The sequence below is a fragment of the Mucilaginibacter sp. OK283 genome (genome assembly GCF_900110415.1).
Lineage (GTDB): Bacteria > Bacteroidota > Bacteroidia > Sphingobacteriales > Sphingobacteriaceae > Mucilaginibacter.
In genome coordinates, this window is the sequence record NZ_FODR01000001.1 from 1,079,243 (window position 1) to 1,102,505 (window position 23,263).

The following is a 23,263-nucleotide window of genomic DNA, read 5'->3' on the forward strand; positions in this document are numbered from 1 at the left end:
AGAAGATGAACAAGAACAACCGTAAACAGGACGCGCTGAATTACCACTCCATGGGCCGCCCTGGTAAGATACAGGTAGTGCCCACCAAGCCTACCAATTCGCAACGAGATTTAACCATGGCCTACTCGCCTGGTGTTGCCGAACCCTGCTTGCGCATAGCCGAAAATGTTGATGACGTATATAAATATACTGCTAAAGGCAACCTCGTAGCCGTTATCAGTAACGGTACAGCCGTGTTAGGCCTGGGCAATATTGGTCCCGAGGCCAGTAAACCTGTCATGGAGGGCAAGGGCCTGCTGTTTAAAATTTACGCTGATATTGACGTGTTTGACCTGGAGGTGAATGCCAAAAGCGTAGATGAGTTTGTGGCGATAGTAAAAGCGCTTGAGCCTACATTTGGCGGTGTAAACCTGGAAGATATTTCGGCACCAACATGTTTTGAGATAGAGCGCAGGCTTAAAGCCGAGATGAACATCCCTGTAATGCATGATGACCAGCACGGTACGGCTATTATATCGGCCGCTGCTTTGATGAACGCGTGCGAAATTCAGGGTAAAAAACTGGATAAAATAAAACTGGTAGTTAATGGTGCAGGTGCCGCCGCGGTGTCCTGTTCAAAAATGTACCTTTCTATAGGGGTTAAAAAAGAAAACCTGGTAATGTTTGATATCAACGGCGTGCTCGACCAGCACCGTACCGATCTGGATGATATCAGGATGGAATTTGCCACCACCCGTACCGATGTGAAAACATTATCGGATGCCATGAAAGATGCCGACGTATTTGTTGGCCTGTCTGCCGGTAATGTGGTTACCCCGGCAATGCTCAAATCGATGGCTAAAAAGCCGGTGGTTTTTGCAATGGCTAACCCCGTTCCTGAGATTGATTATGATTTGGCAACTGCCGCCCGCGAAGATATTATTATGGCAACCGGCCGATCCGATTATCCTAACCAGGTAAATAACGTGTTGGGTTTCCCGTACATTTTCCGTGGCGCGCTTGACGTAAGGGCTACCGCTATTAACGAGGAGATGAAGATAGCCGCTACCCACGCTATTGCCGAAATGGCTAAAAAGCCGGTTCCCGAAGCCGTAAACCTGGCTTACAATATCACCAACCTTAAATTTGGAAGGGATTACATCATCCCAAAACCGATGGATCAGAGGTTGATAACTGAAGTATCTATGGCGGTTGCCAAAGCAGCTATTGATTCAGGTGTGGCCCGCAAGGCTATTACCGATTGGGATGCCTATGCAGAAGAGCTTAGGTCGCGTTTGGGTAACAACGACAAACTACTGCGCAACCTTACCAATAAGGCCAAGCAGAGCCCTAAAAGAGTAGTATTTGCCGAGGCAGATAATTATAAGATCCTAAGATCGGCCCAGATAGTAAAGGATGAAGGTATTGCTACCCCGATACTGTTGGGTAACATAGAAAAGATAAAACGGATCATGCGCGAAAACGAGCTTGACCTGGGCGATGTACAGATCATCGACCCGCGCGAGGGCTGCGAAAACATGGATGAATACGTTAATTATTTATACAATAAACGCCAGCGCCGCGGCATCACTATGTACGAGGCCAAAAAACTTATGGTCGACCGTAATTATTATGGTGCCAGCATGGTGCAGTTTGGCCGTGCCGATGCACTTATCTCGGGTCTTACAAAAGATTACGTAAGTACCGTAAAACCGGCATTGCAGATTATTGGTACCGAAGAGGGCGTAAACCGCGTGGCGGGTATGTACATGATGATAACACCCAAAGGCCCTGTGTTTTTTGGTGATACTACAGTAAACGTGAACCCAACAGTGCAGGAACTGGTAGATATTACCGTATTGATAGAACGGTCGGTAAAACGCTTTAACATTACCCCCAGGGTTGCTTTATTATCTTATTCCAACTTCGGATCGAACGAGGGCGTAATCCCCGAAAAAACAAGGGAGACGGTAAGGATACTGCACGAAAAATATCCTGATATGGTTGTTGATGGCGATATGCAGGCAAACTTTGCCCTAAACTCCGATTTGCTGGCCGATAATTTTCCTTTCTCGACATTAAACGGAAAGCCGGCCAATACGTTGATATTTCCTAACCTTGAATCGGGCAACATCGCTTACAAATTACTGCAGGAAATAGGCGGTGCCGAGGCAGTTGGGCCTATATTGTTAGGCTTAAAAAAGCCGGTTCACGTATTGCAGTTAGGTAGTTCAGTCCGCGAAATTGTGAACATGGTTACTATTGCCGTAATTACCGCGCAGGTTAAGGCAGCCAACCAATAGCTTTTTTGATAAACTAAAGAATAAAATAATATTTATGTACGATTATATTAGTGGTAAACTGGTTTCTAAAAACCCATCGCATGTTGTTATTGATGCCGGCGGTGTAGGTTATCACATTAATATATCGGTAAATACATATTCAAGGCTTGGCGCCGATGAAAGCTGTAAGCTATACATATGGCAACATGTAAAAGAAGATGCGCTCACCCTGTACGGCTTTGCCGATGATGGTGAGCGCCGCTTGTTTATGCACCTGATTTCGATATCTGGCATCGGGCCAAATACAGGCCGTATGATGTTGTCGTCTATAACACCTGCCGAGATCCAGGCAGCCATAGTGAGCGGTAATGTTTCGCTTATCCAACGGATAAAAGGGATCGGACCTAAATCAGCACAAAGAATCATTTTAGAACTCCAGGATAAGCTACGTAAAGAAGGGCCTGACACCTTAACTGTAGTGCCGGTAAATAAAACCGCTAAAGATGAAGCACTTACTGCATTGGTAATGCTTGGCTTTGCACGCAATACTGCCGAAAAGGTTTTGGAACAGGAAATGAATAAAAATAGCGGCGATTTAACTGTTGAACAACTTATTAAATTCGCTTTAAAAACCTTATAATTACGTATAAATTTCGACTTGACTTTTGATTAGAATATTTACTTATAATATTATTATAAGTGTATTGGTAATTCTCACTTTCGGTGTGCTTAACGGCGCTTATGCGCAGCAGATACCGAAAATAAGGACCGATACGACTCAAAAAAGCGCACCAATGGACTTAGCCCAACCCAAAAATGTTAGGGTCAGGGAAGGTATTTTTAGTTCCGATCCTCCGGGGCTTGTGCGTACAGTTGAATATGACGCCGCCACAAACCGCTATATTTTGTACGAACGTGTGGGTAACCTGCTCTACCGCCCGCCGCAGTACCTCACTTTTGCGCAGTATTTAAAGCTTACAGATAAATCAAAGCAGCGTAATTACTACAAGCAACTGGCAGATAACTATGCCTATGACTCGCAGCAGCCGGGCTTTATTCCTATCATCAAAGTAAGAAGCCGCACTTTTGAGCAAATTTTCGGTAGCCAGAATATCGATATCCGTCCGCAGGGATCAGCCGAGATGATATTGGCCGGGCAGGTAAACAAAAATGAAAATCCGTTATTTAACACCCGCCAGCGCAAGCAGTTCAATTTTAATTTCGATCAGAAAATTCAACTAAACGTAACCGGTAATATAGGCGATAAATTAAAAATTACCACCAATTACAATACCGATGCGCAGTTTCAGTTTGAAAACCAGGTAAAGCTGGATTACACCGGCTCGCCCGACGAAATCATCCAAAAGATAGAAGCAGGTACCGTGAGTATGCCGCTGCCTACCACACTGATAACCGGCAGCCAGGCGCTTTTTGGCGTAAAAACCAAATTGAAATTTGGAAGGTTGGATATCACCAGTATTTTATCGCAACAACGGTCACAGTCAAAAACCATTACTATAACCAATGGCTCCCAACAAGGCGAGTTCAGGCTAACCCCTGCGGATTACGAGGCCAATAAGCACTTTTTTTTATCACAGTATTTTCGCAATAATTATAACAAGGCGCTGGCCAATATCCCGATCATTAGTTCAAATATTAACATTACAAAAATTGAGGTTTGGACAACTAACCGAACCAATGTAACCACCGATTCAAGGGATATATTAGCTTTCCTTGACCTGGGCGAAAATAAACCATATAATACATCAAAGATACAAGGCGGGGCCGGCTTTAGCGGTTTGCCCGCCGGTTTTAAGGGCCCCGGCTTTGCACAGCAATCCAATTCTTTATTAAATAATTTACCAGCGGATGCAAGACATACCAACTCAAACGCCGTAGCCAGTTATTTTCAATCAACAGGTAATACAGATAACTATGCTAAGCTAACTTACGCCCGCAAGCTTACCGATAAAGAATATACACTGCACCCGCAATTGGGCTACATCTCTCTCAATTATCCTTTAAATAACGACGAGGTTTTGGCGGTTGCCTATCAATACACTATCAACGGTGTACAGTACCAGGTGGGTGAATTTAGCAGCGATGTGGCGGTTGATCCCAATACGCCTAAAGTGTTATTTGTAAAATTGCTAAAAAACGAACTGCTGAAAACCAATTTGCCATCCTGGGATCTGATGATGAAAAACATCTACTCGCTGGGCGCGTTCCAGATTGCTCCAACAAATTTTAAATTGACGGTGACCCGCCTGGACGATAAATCGGGGATCGAAAAAACGGTGATGGAGGAGGGGGCCAACCTTAAAGGCAAATTGTGGCTGCAGGTTGCAGGGCTTGATAATCTTGATCAGCAAAGCGCTAAACAACCTGACGGGTATTTCGACTTTTTGGAAGGCGTTACCATCGACTCGCAAAACGGCCGCATCTCGTTTCCAACCATTGAACCTTTTGGGTCCGATCTGGCTGCCAAATTTAACGCCGGCGAAACGGACCTTACCAAGCGTTACGTATACCAGCAGTTGTACGATTCTACGAAAACTATAGCACAGCAATATTTTCCGGCCTTAAACCGCTATGTCATTAAAGGTACTTACACTTCAACCGGCGGATCAGAATACCAGCTGAATGCCGTGAATATTCCACAGGGTTCAGTAACAGTAACTGCTGGCCAGCTTAAATTGACTGAGGGCACAGATTATACGGTTGATTACAACTCCGGCCGGATCAGGATCTTGAATCAGGCCTTGCTGTCGTCGGGCCAAACCATCAGCGTAAAGCTGGAGAATAATGAGTTGTTTGGGGTTCAGCAAAAGTCATTATACGGATCGAGGTTTGATTACCATGTGAACGATAAACTGAATTTGGGCGGTACGCTGATGCACCTTACCGAGCAGCCTATTACTCAAAATGAAACAGCAGGCGAGGAGTCAATCTCCAACACCATATGGGGTTTTGATGTTAACTACAGTTCAGATTCGCGGATGCTTACCCGCCTGGTTGATAAAATACCGCTGATCCACACCAAGGCGCCATCATCGGTTACCTTTTCGGGCGAGTTTGCACAGTTATTGCCCGGTAGCCCCGGGGCGTTAAATTTTGCAGGCTCAAAAAACGGTACATCATACCTGGATGATTTTGAAAACAGCCAATCCGTCATCGATATAAAAAGCGCCAATGCCTGGCAAATTTCGGGTACGCCGCAATTGTTCCCTGAAGCCAGCCGGTTTGACGACCTGAGCTATGGTTACAACCGCGCCCGCCTGGCATTTTATAATATCGACCCTATATTTTACACCAATTCAAATAACATCGCCATATCCAGGGCGGACTTATCCAATCATTACGCAAGGCAGGTCCTGGAGCAGGAAGTATTCCCTTACAAGCAGTCGAGCACCGGGCAGCCATTAACCCTGGCTACTCTGAATATGGCATTTTATCCCAATGTGCGCGGTCCGTACAACTATACTACTACAGGCTTTAATCCTGATGGTACTTTGCAAAATCCAAAAACACGCTGGGGCGGTATGTTCAGGAAACTGGAAACCAATGATTTTGAATCGTTAAACGTATCATACATTGAGTTTTGGGTGCTCGATCCCTTTATTTACAAACCCAACTCGGCAGGCGGCGACTTGTATTTTAACTTAGGCAGCGTATCTGAAGATATATTGAAAGATGGCCGTAAAAGCCTGGAGAACAGTTTGCCCGTGAACGGCGATGTTACCCAGGTTGACGAAACTAACTGGGGTAGGGTATCTAAACTACAGCCGGTTATTAACGCTTTTGACAATAACCCCGATGCGCGCCGTTTGCAGGATGTGGGCCTGGATGGGTTGAATGATGCCGACGAGCAGAAGAAATTTGCGTCGGTAGTTACCCAGGTTAAAGGGCAACTGAGCGGGCAGGCGGCCACCAATTTTGCTAATGACCCGTCATCAGACGATTATCAATACTACCAGGGATCGGCACTTGACCAGGCAAGGTTAGGTATTCTTGACCGTTATAGCAAGTACAACGGTACCGATGGCAACTCCAAAACATCGCAACAATCGCAAGCGGAACTGGGTATTCAAAATTCGGCATCAACCTCGTTACCCGACGGCGAGGATATTAACCGCGATAATAACATGAGCCAGGAAGATTCGTACTTTCAGTACAAAGTATCTATCCGCCCTGGCGATATGGTTGTTGGGCAAAACAACATCAGCGATAAGGTAACGGCCAATGTTAAGCTGCCCGATGGTACAACACAATCAGTAAACTGGTACCAGTTCAGGATTCCGATTACGGATTACCAAAGCAAGGTGGGTAATATTGGCGATTTTAAAGCCATTCGTTTTATGCGGATGTTCATGACCAATTTTGCCGATACCGCCATCCTCCGCTTCGCGACATTAGAATTGGTGCGCGGCGAATGGCGGGCTTTTAATATCGAGAGAAATCCGCTTAATGTTATTGCCGATCCATCGATCAGCAACCCTCCTTTAGATAACTCGACACTCGATGTGCAGGCAGTGAATATCGAGGAGAATGGTAACCGTACGCCAATCCCTTACGTGGTACCGCCGGGTATTCAGCGGCAGCGTAATTATAATAACCTACAAACAAATACCAAGCTGAACGAGCAATCGTTATCATTAAATGTAAAAAGCCTGCGCGATGGTTATTCAAGGGCGGCTTTCCGGACATTTTATAACGATTTGCGCAAATACAAACGCGTACAAATGTTTGTGCACGCTGAAGGCGAGTTACTGAAAGATGATGACCTGAACGCGTTTTTACGCCTTGGCGTTGATTACCAGGATAACTATTACGAATACGAAGTGCCATTAAAAATTACGCAGCCGGGCACCAGCAGTCCTGATGCTATATGGCCCGACGCTAATGCCATCGACCTGGAGCTTGGCTTGCTTACCCGTGCAAAGCTTGCCCGCAACCACAGCAACATAGCCTTTAACCAGGTATTTAAATATACCGAAGGCACCCAAACTGTGTATATAAAAGGCCAGCCCGACTTAAGCCGCCTGCGTACCATCATGATTGGTGTGCGTAACCCTTTAAAAGGCAGCCAGGCAACCGGTACAGATGATGGGCTGGATAAAACAGGTACGGTTTGGTTTGATGAACTGCGCTTAACTGATTTTGATCAGCGTGGCGGCTGGGCCGCCACTGCCAGACTGGATACCAAACTGGCCGATTTTGCCGATGTTACCGTATCGGGCAGTAAAACAAGCATAGGTTTTGGAACGCTGGACTCGCGGTTGAACGACAGGAGCCAGAGTGATAACCAGGTTTACGATATATCGGCCACTGCCGAGTTAGGTAAGTTTTTTCCGGCTAAAAGCGGGATCAGCATTCCAGCCTATATCAATTTATCATCGCAAAAAAGTATGCCTCAATATGATCCGGGGTCACCCGATATTGAATTGAAGCAATCGCTTGCCGCAGCCACCAGCACTAAAGAACGTGACTCGATAAGGAACGCTGCGGTTGATTATACTTTCAGGAAGAGCTTCAACTTTACCAATGTACATAAAACAAAGCTTGACCCTACAGCTAAAAACCATGTTTGGGACATTGAGAACCTGAGCGCCAGCTATGCGTTTACACAATTTACCCATCATGATTTTACCACCCAAAGTGATTTGGAGAAAACTTATCATCTAACCCTTGCTTATAACTTTACCAATGCGCCCAAATATTATAATCCATTTGCCAAAATCATCAAAAGCAATTTATTGGCGCTGGCTCGCGACTTTAACTTTAGTATACTGCCATCAAGGTTAAACTTCAGTATTAACTTTGATCGTTTTTATTCGGAAAATACCTTGCGGGATAACGACCCTAACAATTTTATCCCTGTACCTACCACTACATTTAATAAGTATTTTAACATTACCAGGGTTTACGGAATAGGCTGGAATTTATCAAAATCCTTATCGTTAGATATTGATGCCACCAACCTATCGGTAGTTGATGAGCCGGCGGGGCGCATTAATGGATTAAAGCGCGATACCCTTTGGGATAACCTTAAAAAGCTGGGCCGCACTACCAACTACAACCACACCATCAATATAAACTATACCCTGCCTATCAACAAGATACCGGGACTGGATTGGACGTCGGTAACTACCCGGTACAGCACGCACTTTAACTGGCAAACCCAGCCCTTGTTTGCCATCAATGATCCATCATATGATGTGGGCAACAGCATCAGCAACCTGCGTGAGATACAGGTTAACCCTACTTTAAATATGGTATCGCTGTATAATAAGTTCCCGTTCATCCGCAAGGCTGCTAACCCAAATTCGCCGGGAGGGTTGGGTAAAGTATTAATAGGGCTGCTTACCAGTGTTAAAAATGTAAGTGCCACTTACTCGCGTAAACAAGGCACATATTTGCCGGGCTACCTACCGCAATCAGGAATTTTTGGCCAAAATGCCGATTATAACGCGCCGGGTATCGGGTTTTTATTGGGCAGCCAAACCGATATACGCGCCAAAGCTGTAGCCAACGGGTGGATAACTACCGATACCCTGCAAAATCAATTGTATACCACATCGCTTAATGAGGATATGCATTTCAGGGGCGTTATTGAACCATTTAAAGGCCTCAAGATTGACCTTATCGCTTTTAAAACACAGGATCATAACTACCAATCAAACTTTAAATACCTGGCCGCAACCAACAGTATTGAATCATTAAGCCCGGTTACCACGGGTAATTATAGTATCTCGTATTTAACTATAGGTACGGCGTTCAAAAAAACCACGGGTATTGATAACAAATCGCCACTGTTTCAGCAGTTGTTGGCCAACCGTACCATTATATCGCAAAGATTGGCCGCCCAAAACCCTAATTCAACACAACTGATAGATTCGGCCGGTTTTAGGGACGGATATGGACAAAATTCGCAAAACGTGCTGGTGCCTGCGTTTTTGGCTGCCTATACCGGCAAAAAGGCAGCGAAGGCCAGCACATCACAATTTCCTAAAATACCTATCCCCAACTGGGATATCAGGTACAGCGGCCTGGCCAAAATCCCTTTCTTTGCCGATGTTTTCGACTCCTTCGATCTGAGCCACGGTTACAGGTCGTCGTACAACGTAAATGGTTTTACTACGCTGTTGCAATACCGCGAGGCGGCCGGCGCAAGTAGCGCGCGCGATTTAAATAATGATTTTTTACCGCTTTACCAGTTTTCGCAGGTTACCATATTTGAGCAGTTTGTGCCTTTACTGGGCGCTAGCGCGAGGTTTAAAAATAGTATGACGGCCAACGTTGAGTTCAGGCAGAGCCGTACACTGAGCCTGAGCCTGCTCAATAGCCAGCTGGCGCAGCAGAACGAAAGAATTATTGTTTTTGGTTTCGGCTATCATACCAAAAATTTCCACTTCCCATTCGGATTGCTTCCGGGAGGCAGCCCTAAGGATGTTAACTTTAAACTCGATTTCTCGCTGCGCGACAACAAAACGCTCATTTACCGTGCCGATGTAGAAGCAGCAGAAATTTCGTCCGGCGCGCAAAACATTACCGTAAGGCCATCCATCGATTATGTGATAAACCAGCGTTTTAACCTCAACCTGTTTTACGATTCAAACATCACCCGGCCATACACCTCGCAAACGTTTAATACCGCGTTTACCAATTTTGGCATCAACCTGAAATTATTATTGCAATAAATTAAAACTGATTTGAAAATTTGAGAATTTGAAGGTTTGAAAATGCATTGTCAACCCCTTTATTTTTCAAATTCTCAAATCTTCAAATTTTCAAATCGAATTGATTTCCTTTGCCGCCTTTTTATCGGCCCTCCGTTTTTTACGCTCGGCTTTCCTTACTAATCTTTCCTGCTTGTTTTTTTTGTGTTCCGTTAGGCGCCCCATCGCAGCTTGCTGTGATTTTTCATCCAGACCGGCGCATTCTTTTATGCCCTGTAATAACGTGCGCCAAACGGTTTTAAAAAACGGCGAGTCTTTTGGCCGCAAATAATTAACATCCGAAAATCGGGGCGCTTTGCCTGCAACATCCGGGTTATTGCGTTTTATAACAAACAGGTTGGCAAATATGGATATCAGCTGTTGCTTTTTTAAGCGGTTGTTGGCGGTGTCGGCTTCCAGGATGGATACTTTTAAATCGTTATATAACAATGCTATCCGGCCTTTAAAAGCCTTGCGGTTGGCGTGGATATCAAAATTAAATTGGTTGATATTGCCCGATGTTATTTTGAGCATGGCCAGCGGCACAGTTGCCTGGTTAAGCTTGTTGGCCACCATATTGCCCAACGATCCGTTATAGTTGAATGAGCCATCAGCATCGGTTAAATTAAACAGGAACTGCACGTCCAGTCGCCCACGGTTCATGAAATAGCTGCTAAGGCGGACATCAGTAATGTTGTTTTTGGCAATTGCTACCTTGTTTGTAGTAACATTATGAAACTCGCCGCTGGTGTTATTAAATTCTACCGATCCCGTTTTTTTCGTCTCTGCATTAAATTCCGAATATGATACCTCGATGTGTTTTAACCGGATAGTATCTATTGTCAGGTCGGTATCTGTGTTACGTACCAACACATTGGGGAAGGTGGATACTTGATCTGCCGTCACCCGCTTACTTTTGTTGGGGTTGCCAAACACCCTTAAGTCGCCATCGGCAAGGTCAAGGCTTGATGCTTTAAGGCGCCGGTATTTATGGTAATTCAAAAAATCGAAGTTGTTGAGTTGTAATGAATCAACCCCCAGGGTAAAGCTGTCGCTTTGGCTTTTGTTAAAAAACAGGTCGTTTTTTGCGGCCTGCAATTGCAGGCCCCTAATGTTGAGCCTGGAGTACATGGTTGATAGCCTAAGGTAATTTATTTTATAATCGTACAACCCATTGTCGGTTTTGCCGCTATAATTATTAAGCTCCATAACAATATCCTTGCAGTACAACAGCCGCGATTTGTCAGTCTGGGTCGCCGAGTCGATCAGGAGGTCGGTAGCGCTTAGGTTCATCTCTTTAAGAGTAGATATAACCACCTTATGGCCCGAGTAATCCTCATACTTAAATTTCACATCGTTAAAGTAAATCTGGCCTACGCTTATGGAGCGTAGGGCTTTGGAAACTTTTTGCCAGGTTGTCTGGTAATCCTTTAAAACGGTATCCTGTGTATGGTTAAGCGTGTAGCTAACATTCAACTCGGGCTCGTTCAAAATAATTTGGCTGATATTTAACTTATGCCTGAAATAATAACTAAAGGGGTGAATATGTTTTAAAATTAGTTTTTTTACATGCAGGGTCACCAGGTTATTTGGCGCTATGTGCTGCTGTTTTTTGCGGTTGTACACCACAGTATCCGGTATAAGACTGATATTATATATGGTAACTTTTCCTTCTAATAAATGCAGCTCGGCTTTGGTAAAGTCGGCGTGGTACAGGCTATCGCTGCCGGTTAAAACAGCCTCACGCACCTGCGTGGCCAAAATGGGGGCCAGGTAGTGGTTAAGTATAAGGGCTATTATAAAAACAATGAGTACCGGTACCAATACAAAGCTAAATGCTATTTTTTGCCATTTGTGCCTTAAGAAATTCAGCTTCATTTATAAATATCCGTTTACTTTTATGGTGTTACTGGTACGCTTATACGTATAGAATCAGAAATATAACAATATTTTTTTGATTTTGTTAAATGCTGACAATATGTCATTCGCGTATTTAAATTTTGTGTATTTTTGCAAACTAATTTTTAATGGAATGATGGATTTGGTTCTTCCGGATAAGGTACATGATGAGAGTAGGCAAGGCGAGGCTTTGGTTTTGGAGCAACCGGTGACGGGTAAAAATAACGGCCGTAAACTTTATATTGAAAGTTATGGCTGCGCAATGAATTTTAGCGACAGCGAAATTGTTGCATCCATATTAGCTGAACAAGGTTTCGAAACCACCGGCGATCATAACATGGCCGATGTTATATTTATAAACACCTGTTCTATCCGCGAAAATGCCGAAACACGCGTGCGTAACCGCTTAAAGGAGTTTGCCATTACCAAGGTAAAAAATCCCGGCCTGGTGGTAGGCGTGTTGGGCTGTATGGCTGAACGCCTGAAATCGAAATTTTTAGAAGAGGAAAAACTGGTTGACGTAGTTGTTGGTCCCGATGCATACCGCGACCTGCCTAACCTGATAGACCAGGTTGACAGCGGCCAAAAAGCTGTTAACGTATTGCTATCCCGTGAGGAAACTTATGCAGATATAAGCCCGGTACGTTTAAACAGCAACGGCATTAACGCCTTTGTATCTATTATGCGTGGCTGCGATAACATGTGTTCGTTTTGCGTGGTTCCGTTTACCCGTGGCCGCGAACGCAGTCGCGACCCGCAATCAATAGTTGCAGAATGTACCGATCTGTTTGATAAAGGATACCGCGAGGTTACTTTGTTGGGGCAGAATGTGGATTCGTATAAGTGGAAAAAGAGTTCTGAGTCGGGAGTTCTGAGTTCTGAGTTGGAAGCGCAAACTGATCAAAAGGTTTCTTCTACCGGGCCAAATTTGGGAGTGGCTGATGCGCCCGTTACCAACTTCGCCAATCTTTTAGAGATGGTGGCGCTCATTAATCCAGATTTGCGCGTGCGTTTTTCAACCTCGCATCCGAAGGATATTACCGACGAGGTTTTATACACTATTGCCAAATACGATAATATTTGTAACTACATACACCTGCCGGTACAATCGGGCAATACCCGCATCCTTGATTTGATGAACCGTACTTACGACCGCGATTGGTATATTAACAGGATTGATGCTATTCGCCGGATTATTGGTGATTGTGCAATTTCTACAGATGTAATAACCGGTTTTTGTACCGAAACCGACGAGGAGCATGCCGATACAGTAAGTATGATGGATTACGTGAAATACGATTTTGCCTACATGTTTAAGTATAGCGAGCGCCCCGGAACATTGGCCGCAAAACGCTATGCCGATGATATTCCCGAGGAAGTAAAACAAAAACGATTAACAGAGATAGTAGCTAAGCAACAGGAGTACTCTTACTACCGTGCACAGGCACGCATTGGTAAGATAGAAAAAGTGCTTATAGAGGGCTTCTCCAAAAAATCAAAAAACGATTATTGCGGCCGCAGCGATCAAAACGCCATGGTGATTTTCCCGGTAGCCGATAATTATAAGCCCGGCCAATACGTGAACGTTTTGATTGAACGGACTACTACGGCTACGTTGATCGGGCAGGTTATCCCCCAAACCCCCTGAAGGGGAGTTACGTCCTGCGGCTGATTGGGCGGAATATGTTTTGGGGTAATTAATTAAATAAAATAATACACTTTAGTTCCCCCTTTAGGGGGGGTAGGGGGCATGGAAATACAAGAAATAAAACAACGCTTCGGTATCATTGGCAATTCGCCATTGCTTAACCGGGCCATAAATATAGCCAACCAGGTGGCGCCTACAGATATTTCGGTGCTGATTACCGGCGAAAGCGGGAGCGGTAAAGAAGTGTTTTCGCACATCATACACCAGATGAGCCCACGTAAGCATGGGCCTTTCATAGCGGTGAACTGTGGCGCTATACCTGAGGGAACTATCGATTCGGAATTGTTCGGCCACGAAAAAGGTTCCTATACCGGTGCTGTTGGTGAACGTAAGGGTTACTTTGAAACCGTAAATGGTGGTACCATATTTTTGGACGAAATTGCCGAGATGCCATTAGGCACCCAGGCACGTTTGCTTAGGGTGCTTGAATCTGGCCAGTATATTAAAGTGGGGTCGTCAAAGGTAGAGAAAACCAACGTGCGCGTTATAGCTGCTACAAATGTTGATGTTTACGATGCTGTAAAAAGTGGCAAATTTAGGGAAGATCTGTACTATCGTTTAAATACAGTACCCTTAAAAATACCGCCTTTACGCGATAGGAAAGAGGATATTTACCTGTTGTTCAGGAAATTCACATCCGATTTTACTGATAAATACCGTACGCCGCCAATTCAGCTTGATGAAGAGGCGCAACAGGTATTAATTAACTACAGCTGGCCGGGTAATGTAAGGCAGCTTAAAAACATGGCCGAGCAGTTAGCTGTATTGGAGCGGGACCGCATTATTACGGGGCCAACCTTGTTAACATATATCCCACAAGAGGCTAATGGCCGCAATTTGCCTATGCGTGTAGGTAACCCGGGTAAAGAAGATTTTTCGGAACGGGATATATTGTATAAGGTGTTGTTTGATATGAAACGCGATATGGTTGAACTGAAAAAGCTGGTGGCCGATATTATTGAGCATGGCGGTGTATCAGCCAATTACGCCAGTCACTCGCAAACGCTTAACCAGCTGTACCGCGATATTGAAATTCCGGGTAGCCCCGAAGGACAATTTACTTTGCAGCAACCCGTTAATACAAATAATAACAGCAATTTAGGCGGCAACGATGCGTATAACATAACCCACGAAGCCGAGGAGGTAGAAGAGTCACTATCGCTGATTGAAAAAGAATCAGACCTGATCCGTAAAGCTTTAAAAAAGCACAAAGGAAAACGTAAACTCGCCGCCAATGAGCTGGGCATATCTGAGCGTACATTGTACAGAAAAATTAAAGAGTTAAATTTATAGTTGATGAAAAGGTTATACGGAGCAATTATTGTTTTAAGTTTGGGTTTACTTTCATCGTGCTATACACTTAAAAACTCTGCCATACCCCTTGAGGTAAAAACCATCAACATCCAGTTTTTTGAAAACAACGCGCCGCTGGTGGTAAATAACTTGAGCCAAACTTTTACGGAGGCATTAAAAGACAGGATTCGTACCCAAAGCCGTTTAAGTATTGTGAGGAACGAGGGCGATGTGATCATGTCTGGTGCCATTATTGGCTACCAGATTGCGCCGGTATCTATCGAGGCTACTAATAACAATACGGCTCCAATTGCCGATGCCAATAAATTAAGTATTACGGTAAGGGTGAAATGCGTTTACGAGAAGGATAAAAAGGATAAAAATCTTAACTTTGAGGAAAGTATGACCCGGTTTGCTAACTACAGGGGAGATATAAATTCGCAAGAACAAAAGCTCATCCAGGAAATTACAAAGCAAATAACCGAAGATATTTTTAACAGGGCCTTTTCTAATTGGTAGGCATTTCGTACTTTCAACCACGTGGATCAATATTTAAATAACAGGCAAAACGAGATATTATGGGAGTTATTGGCCAATCCGGCCGATAATGGCCAGTTGCATAACTATGATTTGCAGCAGTTGGTTGATGAATTTCCGCAAAGTGGCATATTAAGGGCCATGCTTGCCCATGCAGGTAACGGAAGCGACCTAAAACACGCCGCCGCCTACTTTAGCCCCAGGTTGCTGCACAAACTTATTAACGATCCTGAGAACCTGCCTGTAGTTTCTGCCGGGCAAATTGCCGGTTTTAAAAATGGGGCGGCGCCTGTTTATACACCACCCGCCCGTGAAAGCGAAAACTATTTTAACATAGGTACGGCAACCGAAGTAACCGGGGAGCCGGAAGGCCTTAATGGATCGGAAGACCAATTTGAAATATTAACAGAGACGCTCTCGCCCGAATCTGTAACAAATAATGAAGCTGATGCGATAACTCAAGAGTTGGAAGAACCCGGAGCAGGGCCTGCTGTGGAAGAGTTATCAGCAGCAAATGATCAAACAGATGCTGAAGTACCGGTGTTTGTTGCAGAAGATGCGCCGCCTGTTGTTGTAAAGCCAGAGGTAGCCGACGAAAAAAACGAGGAAGATATCGAAGATGAGATTTTTGACGAAATTGTAGGCATTGAAAACATTAGTTTTGATGGCAGCTCATCAGATATAAAACCCGGGCAAGAAGTTAAAAACGATGCTGCAACCGAACAAGCGCCAGTTACCGCCGAAGAGCCTGACATGGGTGGGCAGGCCGTTGCAGAACCCAGGAAAAACCCGGCAGATATTAATTTTGAAACAGAAAAATGGATTATTGGGAGCATTGCCTCCACCGATTATTTTATGTTTGATAATTCGATAGCTGATCAAAAAGGAGCTGATAACCCTGCTTCGGTTGCTACAAGGGCGCTTCCTTTAGTTACCACAGGAGTTGATAATGCCCACGAAGCCGAAACTGTATCAAAGTATCATGATGAAAAGATGCCTTATACCTTTATGTGGTGGCTTGATAAAACACGTAAGGAGTACGCATCAACCTATCAGCCATATTTGTCTCCGGTACAACAGCAGGCGACGCAAGGGATAACTGCCGAAGAGAAAAAGGAGCACGCTGCCGACGAATTGCAACAGCAATATTTTGAAAATATATTTCACGACAAATCGCTTCTGGACCTGGAAAACGCCCCAATACCAGATGCTCCTGAGGTAAAGCGCAAGGAAGATATTATTATTGAAAAGTTTATCAAAGAAGAACCACAAATAAGGCCGCCATCAATAAACAAAATAGATAATGAGAATAAGGCCAAAAAAAGTTCGGAAGATAAAAATGAGTTGGTAAGCGAAACCCTGGCGCAGATATACGCCGATCAGATGCTATATCACAAAGCGATTGCTACTTATAAAAAATTGATGTTGAAATTCCCGGAAAAAAGCCGTTACTTTGCCCACCAAATTGAACAATTAGAAAAGAAAACGAATTAATATAAAATAAAGAAATGTACATTTTAATTATCCTTACCGTTATTGTATGCGCTCTGTTAGGGCTAATCGTATTGATCCAAAACCCTAAAGGCGGCGGTTTGTCATCTAATTTTTCAAGTTCATCGCAGTTGATGGGCGTTCAAAAAACAGGTGACTTTTTAGAAAAAGGCACCTGGGTATTGGCAATTACCGTAATGGTATTGGCGTTAGCCATTAACGTGGTAGCCAAAGGTGGTTCGGCAAGTACCGTAAACCCTTTGCAAAACCAGATTGATAAAGCTTCAAAACCTTCATCAACCGCGCCCGTATCACAGCCGTTGAATCTGCCTGCAACACAAACTCCAAATAAAACGAAATAAGCTTACGCTTAGTAAATAGTAAAAAACGGCTTTGGAACAATCCAAAGCCGTTTTTTTGTGCCCAGCTTAACTGACACGATGGCACGGGCAGGTTAAAATACTGTTAAGGGTAAAAAGTAAAAAAACGTTTTTGCTGCCATTACAACAGTTAAGTATGTCAATATTTGCCATTGCCGGCCCTTGGCATAATTGATGAGGATTTGGTGTTTGAAAAACTTAAATAAATAAACAGTTATAACTATGTCATTAAACATTAAACCAATCGGCGACAGAGTGGTTGTAGAGGCCGCAGCGGCCGAAGAGAAAACCGCCTCGGGAATCATTATCCCTGATACCGCTAAAGAAAAACCTCAGCGTGGAACTATCGTTGCAGTAGGTAACGGTAAAGTAGATGAGCCTTTAACAGTAAAAGTTGGTGACCAGGTTTTATATGGTAAATATGCCGGTACCGAAATTACCTACGAAGGAAAAGAGTATTTAATTATGCGCGAATCTGACGTTTACGCGGTATTGTAAATTAATTAGTGAATTATTGAATTAGTGAGTTAGTGAATGCCCGACTTGCTGATCAACAAAAAATCACTGGAATAATCAAAAAACAAAACGGAAAAACAATTATTGAGCGTGAAAATTAAATCACTAATTCACTAACTCAATAATTCAATAACTAAAAAAATGGCAAAACAAGTTAAATACAATGTTGAAGCACGCGACGCCTTAAAACGCGGTGTTGATATTTTAGCTAATGCGGTTAAAGTAACATTAGGCCCTAAAGGCAGAAACGTAATTATTGATAAAAAATTCGGCTCACCATCAATCACCAAAGATGGTGTTACTGTTGCTAAAGAAATCGAACTGAAAGATGCTTTAGAAAACATGGGTGCCCAAATGGTTAAAGAAGTTGCATCAAAAACTGCTGATATTGCAGGTGATGGTACTACTACTGCTACCGTTTTAGCACAAGCTATTGTAACCGCAGGTATTAAAAACGTGGCTGCCGGTGCAAACCCAATGGATTTAAAACGTGGTATTGATAAAGCTGTTGCAGCTGTTGTTGAGGATTTAAAAGCTCAATCACAAACTGTAGGCGAAGACAATAACAAAATAAAACAAGTTGCTGCAATTTCTGCAAATAACGACGAGATCATCGGTTCGTTAATTGCCGAAGCTATGGCTAAAGTTGGTAAAGATGGTGTTATCACTGTTGAAGAAGCAAAAGGAACTGAAACTGAAGTTAAAACTGTAGAAGGTATGCAGTTTGATCGTGGTTACCTTTCTCCTTACTTTGTTACCAATGCTGATAAAATGGAAGTGGAGTTAGAAAATCCTTACATCCTGATCTACGATAAAAAGATCTCGTCGATGAAAGAATTGCTTCCCATCCTTGAAAAACAAGTACAAACAGGTAAACCATTATTGATCATTGCCGAAGATCTTGATGGCGAAGCATTGGCTACTTTGGTAGTTAACAAAATTCGTGGTTCGCTGAAAGTTGCTGCTGTTAAAGCTCCTGGCTTTGGCGATCGTCGTAAAGCTATGTTAGAGGATATTGCTATCCTTACTGGTGGTACTTTGATCTCGGAAGAAAGAGGTTACAAATTAGAAAATGCTGACCTGACTTACTTAGGTACTGCCGAGAAAATCATTATCGACAAAGATAACACAACCATCATCAATGGTGCCGGTTCTGCCGATGAGATCAAAGGTCGTGTTGGCCAGATCAAATCTCAAATCGAATCAACTACATCTGATTACGACCGCGAAAAATTACAGGAGCGTTTAGCCAAATTATCTGGCGGTGTTGCTGTACTTTACGTAGGTGCTGCTACAGAAGTTGAAATGAAAGAGAAAAAAGATCGTGTTGACGATGCTTTACACGCAACACGTGCTGCTGTTGAAGAAGGTATTGTTGCTGGTGGTGGCGTTGCCTTCATCCGTGCGGTAGCTGCTTTAGCTGATTTGAAAGGTGATAACGAAGACGAGAACACTGGTATCCAGATCATCCGTCGCGCTATCGAAGAGCCTTTACGTCAGATTTGCCAGAACGCTGGTATCGAAGGTTCAATCGTAGTACAAAAAGTTAAAGAAGGTACAGGTGATTTTGGTTACAATGCCCGTACCGATAAATACGAAAACCTGATTGCAGCAGGCGTTATCGACCCAACTAAAGTTGGCCGTGTAGCTTTAGAGAACGCAGCTTCTATCGCAGCTATGTTGTTAACAACAGAAGTTGTATTGGCTGATGATCCTGAAGATGCTCCTGCCGGTGGCCCACCAATGGGCGGCGGTGGCATGGGCGGCATGATGTAATAGCCCCCCGGCCCCCTGAAGGGGGTGTCTGAAAATATATACTATTTGAAACCCTGTATGCTTTTGTATACAGGGTTTCGTTTTTTCATAGGGTGACTATAGTCATTTGAACGTAAACGGATGGTCATTAATTAATCATTTGATTAGTTTTTAAAATTATCTTAACAGCTAACCTGTATTTTTGCGTAACAATCCTGAAAGATAGTTTCTTAGGCACAGGATTTGAATAGCGTAGGATGATATGAAAAATATAACACAAAAATCAAAACAAATACACAGCGCCATAGTAGACTGGTTGTTGTTTAAGGGGCCCGAATTATTTATAACTATTTACGGTAAGTAATTAATTTTTACTTTTGCCTCCAGTTATGGAGTTGAAAGATTTTTATATTGATACACACAAATGGATAGTTGATAATTGGGTGCGCTATTCATTCGGATTAATAGTTCTGATTGTTGGTCTTTGGTTCATCAAATTTTTAAGGGCGCGGCTACGCAACCGGATGCTTCAAAGGCAGGTACACTCATCGTTACAACCTTTTCTTCTTAGTCTTACAATTACCAGTCTTTATATATTACTTATCATTTCGGTAATTAATATTTTTGGCTTCCAGCTTACCATTTTCACCACCATAATTGGCGCGTTTAGCGTTGCCGCCGGTTTGGCCCTTTCGGGGACATTTCAAAACTTTGCCGGTGGTGTGCTTATCCTGTTGTTAAAGCCATTTGAAGTTGATGATAGCATAATAGCCCAGGGACAGGATGGTAAAGTAGTATCTATCCAGATTTTTTACACGGTTTTGATTACTGCCGATAACAAGCAGGTAATTATTCCTAACGGAAAGCTTTTTAACGAAGTGATTGTAAACGTAACCCGCGAGGGTAAACGCCGGTTGGATTTTGAGATTAAGATAGCCTACGCCAATGACCTGGATAAAGTGAAGGGTATCATTAACCAGGCCATCAGTTCAACCCATGACCTGCTTACAGAGCCGGCCGCAAGGGTAGGAATTATCAGTATGGAAATAGACTCAGTACGTATTACCATAAACGTATGGGTGGAACCGGCCAACTTTTTAACCGCCAAAATAGCCCTGCAGGAAAAGATATTTAAGGATTTCAGCGCTAATGGAGTTGCGTTCCCGAAGGCGGGGTAGGGTAGCGTAGAGTTAAAAGGTTATAATCAACAATTAAAACCTTTTTCTGAAAAGGGAAGTTCTGTTGCAATTTCTCCCTGAAACCAAAGCACTCCCGTCACTAACATGCCCTTTAGTATTTTATTGGCTTTAATGTTAGCATTGGTCACGTATGCATCAATAATGTTGTTGCTGCCCGGACGATCGCTGCAATTAAGTTTTAATGCCATTATGCAGCCTATGCAAAAACGGTCAACCGAGGCAGCTTTTATATCGAGAATAACGCCTTCAAATGAAAAATAACTCTTATTGTCGTAATTTTTGTTTTGCTGCATTGCCCTTGGCTGCTGTCTGGTGTCGTTGGTGTTTCTTTTAACGTCAACAAGTTCCAGTACAAAGGCCGAGAGCCGGATCTCAATCTCCGGTCGGCTTTTGTATATAACCTGATTTACTGCATAGTCGGTTGCAAAAAAGCACAGGGGATATAGGTTATTTAATCTGCCCTCTATTTCAGCCTCCACAATCGGGTCGCCGTTATCCCATTCGGTAATCTGTTCGGTACGAAAGCTTATTTTGCTTGTAGTGCGGAGATAGGGGTATACGGCTTCTGTAAAGTTATTGATGGTAACAACACGTAAAAACGGATTTGTTGGGGTGCCACCCAATTGCGCAAAGGTGGATTGCCTTATGGCGGCCTCTTTATGTTGAATTATAGGCGCAGTATTCAAAGCCTTGTTGGCGATAGTTGACAGTAAGGCTCTGCCATTTATATTATAATAGCTATCAAAATTAGTTAAAGTACAAAAATGCAGGGCATGATCTTCGCCGGGATGTGTGTCCATTTTAATCGGCGTACTTGATACATTTTTTAGCGATTGTTCATAGAGTTCAAATACAGTGAGTTCAGGCTTACCCCCGGTTTCGTTAACCCATTTTTTGTAAGCGCGCTGGGCTTTATCTAATACTACGTCCAGGTGGTCTTCGTGTAACCCCTTTTTTAGCAGGTTCGCTTTAACTTCGTCTATTTTTTTGCCATCATTGATCATGGCATTTGTTGCAAAATCGATGTATTGTAAGATTGTTCTCGATTTTCGCCGGTATAAAGCCGAATCTAAATGTTGTACAGGCTCATCGTCTTCGGCAAGCTTAATAATGCCTTTTATAGCGTGGTATACTAAATGCAAAAGCATAACCCTAAATCTTCTGTTTAGCCTTTAATTCCAAATACTTGTTGATGGTATTAACCGTCAAATTTTGCGGCGCACTTAAAATAGATTGGATACCATATTTAGCCAGCTCTTTTACAATCAATTTTTTATCGTAAGCGAATTTTTCTGCGATAGTTTTTATGTAGATGCCTTCAAGGTCGGTTGCCTGTTTTTCGCTCAGGGTTTTAAGCTCGGTGTTTTCAAAAAAAACAACCAGCAGCAGGTGAAATTTGGCTATCCGTTTCAGGTAGGGCAGCTGCCGGTTAAGGGCGTTCATGCTTTCGTAATTGGTGAAAAAGACTACCAGGCTGCGCTGTTTTATTACTGTACGTACAGTGCTGTATAATAGTTCCATGTTGGTTTCCAGGTAACGGGTGCGCTCCTTGTACAAAACCTCCAGTATCTTATTCAATTGCGACGATTTTCTATCGGCAGGAATAACGGCGCCAATTTTTTCAGATGCCGTAATTAAACCGGCTTTATCTTCTTTTATCAGCGCAACACTTGAGAGTACCAGGCTGGCATTTATAGCATAATCCAACAGGCTTAAGCCTTCAAAAGGCATTTTCATCGCCCTTGACTTATCTATTATACAATATACGTGCTGCGATTTTTCGTCGGTATAGGAGTTAACCATCAGGTTGCCCTGCCTGGCGGTGGCTTTCCAGTTAATGGTGCGGTAGTCATCGCCGGCAACATAATTTTTTACCTGTTCAAATTCAAGGCTGTGGCCAATGCGACGTATTTTTTTGATGCCGATATCTGTGAGCCGGTTAGAGATAGCCATCAACTCGTATTTACGCATCTGGAGGAAGGATGGGTATACCGGCAATGTCTCGGATTGCTGAAAAGTATAACGCCTCCTGATGAGCCCTAATGGCGATTTGGCGTAAACCCGGATATCGCCAAATTCGTACTCGCCGCGTTTGGTAGGCCGCAAGCTATAGCTTATCAGTTTGCGCTCATGTGGTTTTAAGGTTGTTTTAAACCAGATGTCGCGTTTTTGAAACTGAAACGGAATCTCGTCGATAATGCCAATGCTGATATTAAAAGGATACCAGTTTTCACAATAAACACCCAGTTCGTTTTCGTCGCTGTTGCTTAATCTTTCGGGAGCATGGCGCTTGGCAAACACGCCTTTGGCGGTTTTATAAAGCATGAGCACATCAATCATAAACAGCAATACCAACGCCCAGAAAACCAATGCCGGTATTACCCCAAGCCAGGGAAAAAAGAATGATAGCACAAACACTACCACGCTTATTCCCAAACCGGTAAACAGGCGGTTGGTTAAAAAAAGATCTTTGTAAAACAGGCCGTAAATGTTTTTCACAAAAAAT

Annotated in this window: 14 protein-coding genes; 11 read left to right on the plus strand and 3 right to left on the minus strand. The window is 43.4% G+C overall.

Annotated features, from left to right (window positions below):
• Positions 1–5: 5 nt before the first annotated feature.
• From BMX56_RS04645 to sprA, 3 genes are all read left to right on the plus strand, one after another.
• The gene (locus BMX56_RS04645; protein WP_090641419.1) at positions 6–2,282 is read left to right on the plus strand and encodes an NADP-dependent malic enzyme; all 2,277 of its coding nucleotides are present in this window, start codon (positions 6–8) and stop codon (positions 2,280–2,282) included.
• 34 nt (positions 2,283–2,316) lie between these two features.
• Positions 2,317–2,901, plus strand: a complete 585-nt coding sequence (ruvA, locus tag BMX56_RS04650; RefSeq protein WP_090641422.1) for a Holliday junction branch migration protein RuvA — start codon at positions 2,317–2,319, stop codon at positions 2,899–2,901.
• A 154-nt stretch (positions 2,902–3,055) separates the two neighbouring features.
• Complete coding sequence (gene sprA / locus BMX56_RS04655; protein WP_090641721.1) at positions 3,056–9,961, plus strand: T9SS outer membrane translocon Sov/SprA; 6,906 nt, start codon at positions 3,056–3,058, stop codon at positions 9,959–9,961.
• A gap of 90 nt (positions 9,962–10,051) precedes the next feature.
• Here sprA and BMX56_RS04660 read toward each other — a convergent pair whose 3' ends face one another.
• On the minus strand, positions 10,052–11,857 hold the full coding sequence (locus BMX56_RS04660; protein ID WP_090641425.1) for a hypothetical protein: 1,806 nt from the start codon (positions 11,855–11,857) through the stop codon (positions 10,052–10,054).
• Between the two features lie 154 nt (positions 11,858–12,011).
• On the opposite strand from BMX56_RS04660, the gene BMX56_RS04665 reads away from it, so the two are divergent.
• The 8 genes from BMX56_RS04665 (at position 12,012) to BMX56_RS04700 (ending at position 20,736) form a co-directional block, all read left to right on the plus strand.
• A complete protein-coding gene (locus BMX56_RS04665) occupies positions 12,012–13,526 on the plus strand; it encodes a MiaB/RimO family radical SAM methylthiotransferase (RefSeq protein WP_090641427.1) in 1,515 nt (504 codons plus the stop codon).
• Between the two features lie 102 nt (positions 13,527–13,628).
• On the plus strand, positions 13,629–14,879 hold the full coding sequence (locus tag BMX56_RS04670; RefSeq protein ID WP_090641430.1) for a sigma-54 interaction domain-containing protein: 1,251 nt from the start codon (positions 13,629–13,631) through the stop codon (positions 14,877–14,879).
• 3 nt (positions 14,880–14,882) lie between these two features.
• Entirely contained in the window at positions 14,883–15,398 is a 516-nt protein-coding gene (locus tag BMX56_RS04675; protein WP_090641433.1) for an LptE family protein, read from the plus strand.
• A 21-nt stretch (positions 15,399–15,419) separates the two neighbouring features.
• Positions 15,420–16,910 (plus strand): hypothetical protein, encoded by a 1,491-nt coding sequence (locus BMX56_RS04680; RefSeq protein ID WP_090641435.1) that lies wholly within the window; start codon positions 15,420–15,422, stop codon positions 16,908–16,910.
• A gap of 14 nt (positions 16,911–16,924) precedes the next feature.
• A complete protein-coding gene (secG, locus tag BMX56_RS04685) occupies positions 16,925–17,269 on the plus strand; it encodes a preprotein translocase subunit SecG (RefSeq protein ID WP_090641438.1) in 345 nt (114 codons plus the stop codon).
• Positions 17,270–17,509: 240 nt separating this feature from the next.
• Positions 17,510–17,785 (plus strand): co-chaperone GroES, encoded by a 276-nt coding sequence (groES, locus tag BMX56_RS04690; RefSeq protein ID WP_090641441.1) that lies wholly within the window; start codon positions 17,510–17,512, stop codon positions 17,783–17,785.
• A 159-nt stretch (positions 17,786–17,944) separates the two neighbouring features.
• Entirely contained in the window at positions 17,945–19,579 is a 1,635-nt protein-coding gene (groL, locus tag BMX56_RS04695; protein WP_090641444.1) for a chaperonin GroEL, read from the plus strand.
• Positions 19,580–19,947: 368 nt separating this feature from the next.
• Positions 19,948–20,736: a mechanosensitive ion channel family protein gene (locus tag BMX56_RS04700; protein WP_090641447.1), complete on the plus strand. Its 789-nt coding sequence runs from the start codon at positions 19,948–19,950 to the stop codon at positions 20,734–20,736.
• A gap of 26 nt (positions 20,737–20,762) precedes the next feature.
• Here the strand turns inward: BMX56_RS04700 and BMX56_RS04705 are convergent, their stop codons facing one another.
• Positions 20,763–21,905 (minus strand): hypothetical protein, encoded by a 1,143-nt coding sequence (locus BMX56_RS04705; RefSeq protein ID WP_090641450.1) that lies wholly within the window; start codon positions 21,903–21,905, stop codon positions 20,763–20,765.
• A gap of 4 nt (positions 21,906–21,909) precedes the next feature.
• A complete protein-coding gene (locus BMX56_RS04710; RefSeq protein ID WP_090641453.1) occupies positions 21,910–23,256 on the minus strand; it encodes a DUF58 domain-containing protein in 1,347 nt (448 codons plus the stop codon).
• Positions 23,257–23,263: the final 7 nt, after the last annotated feature.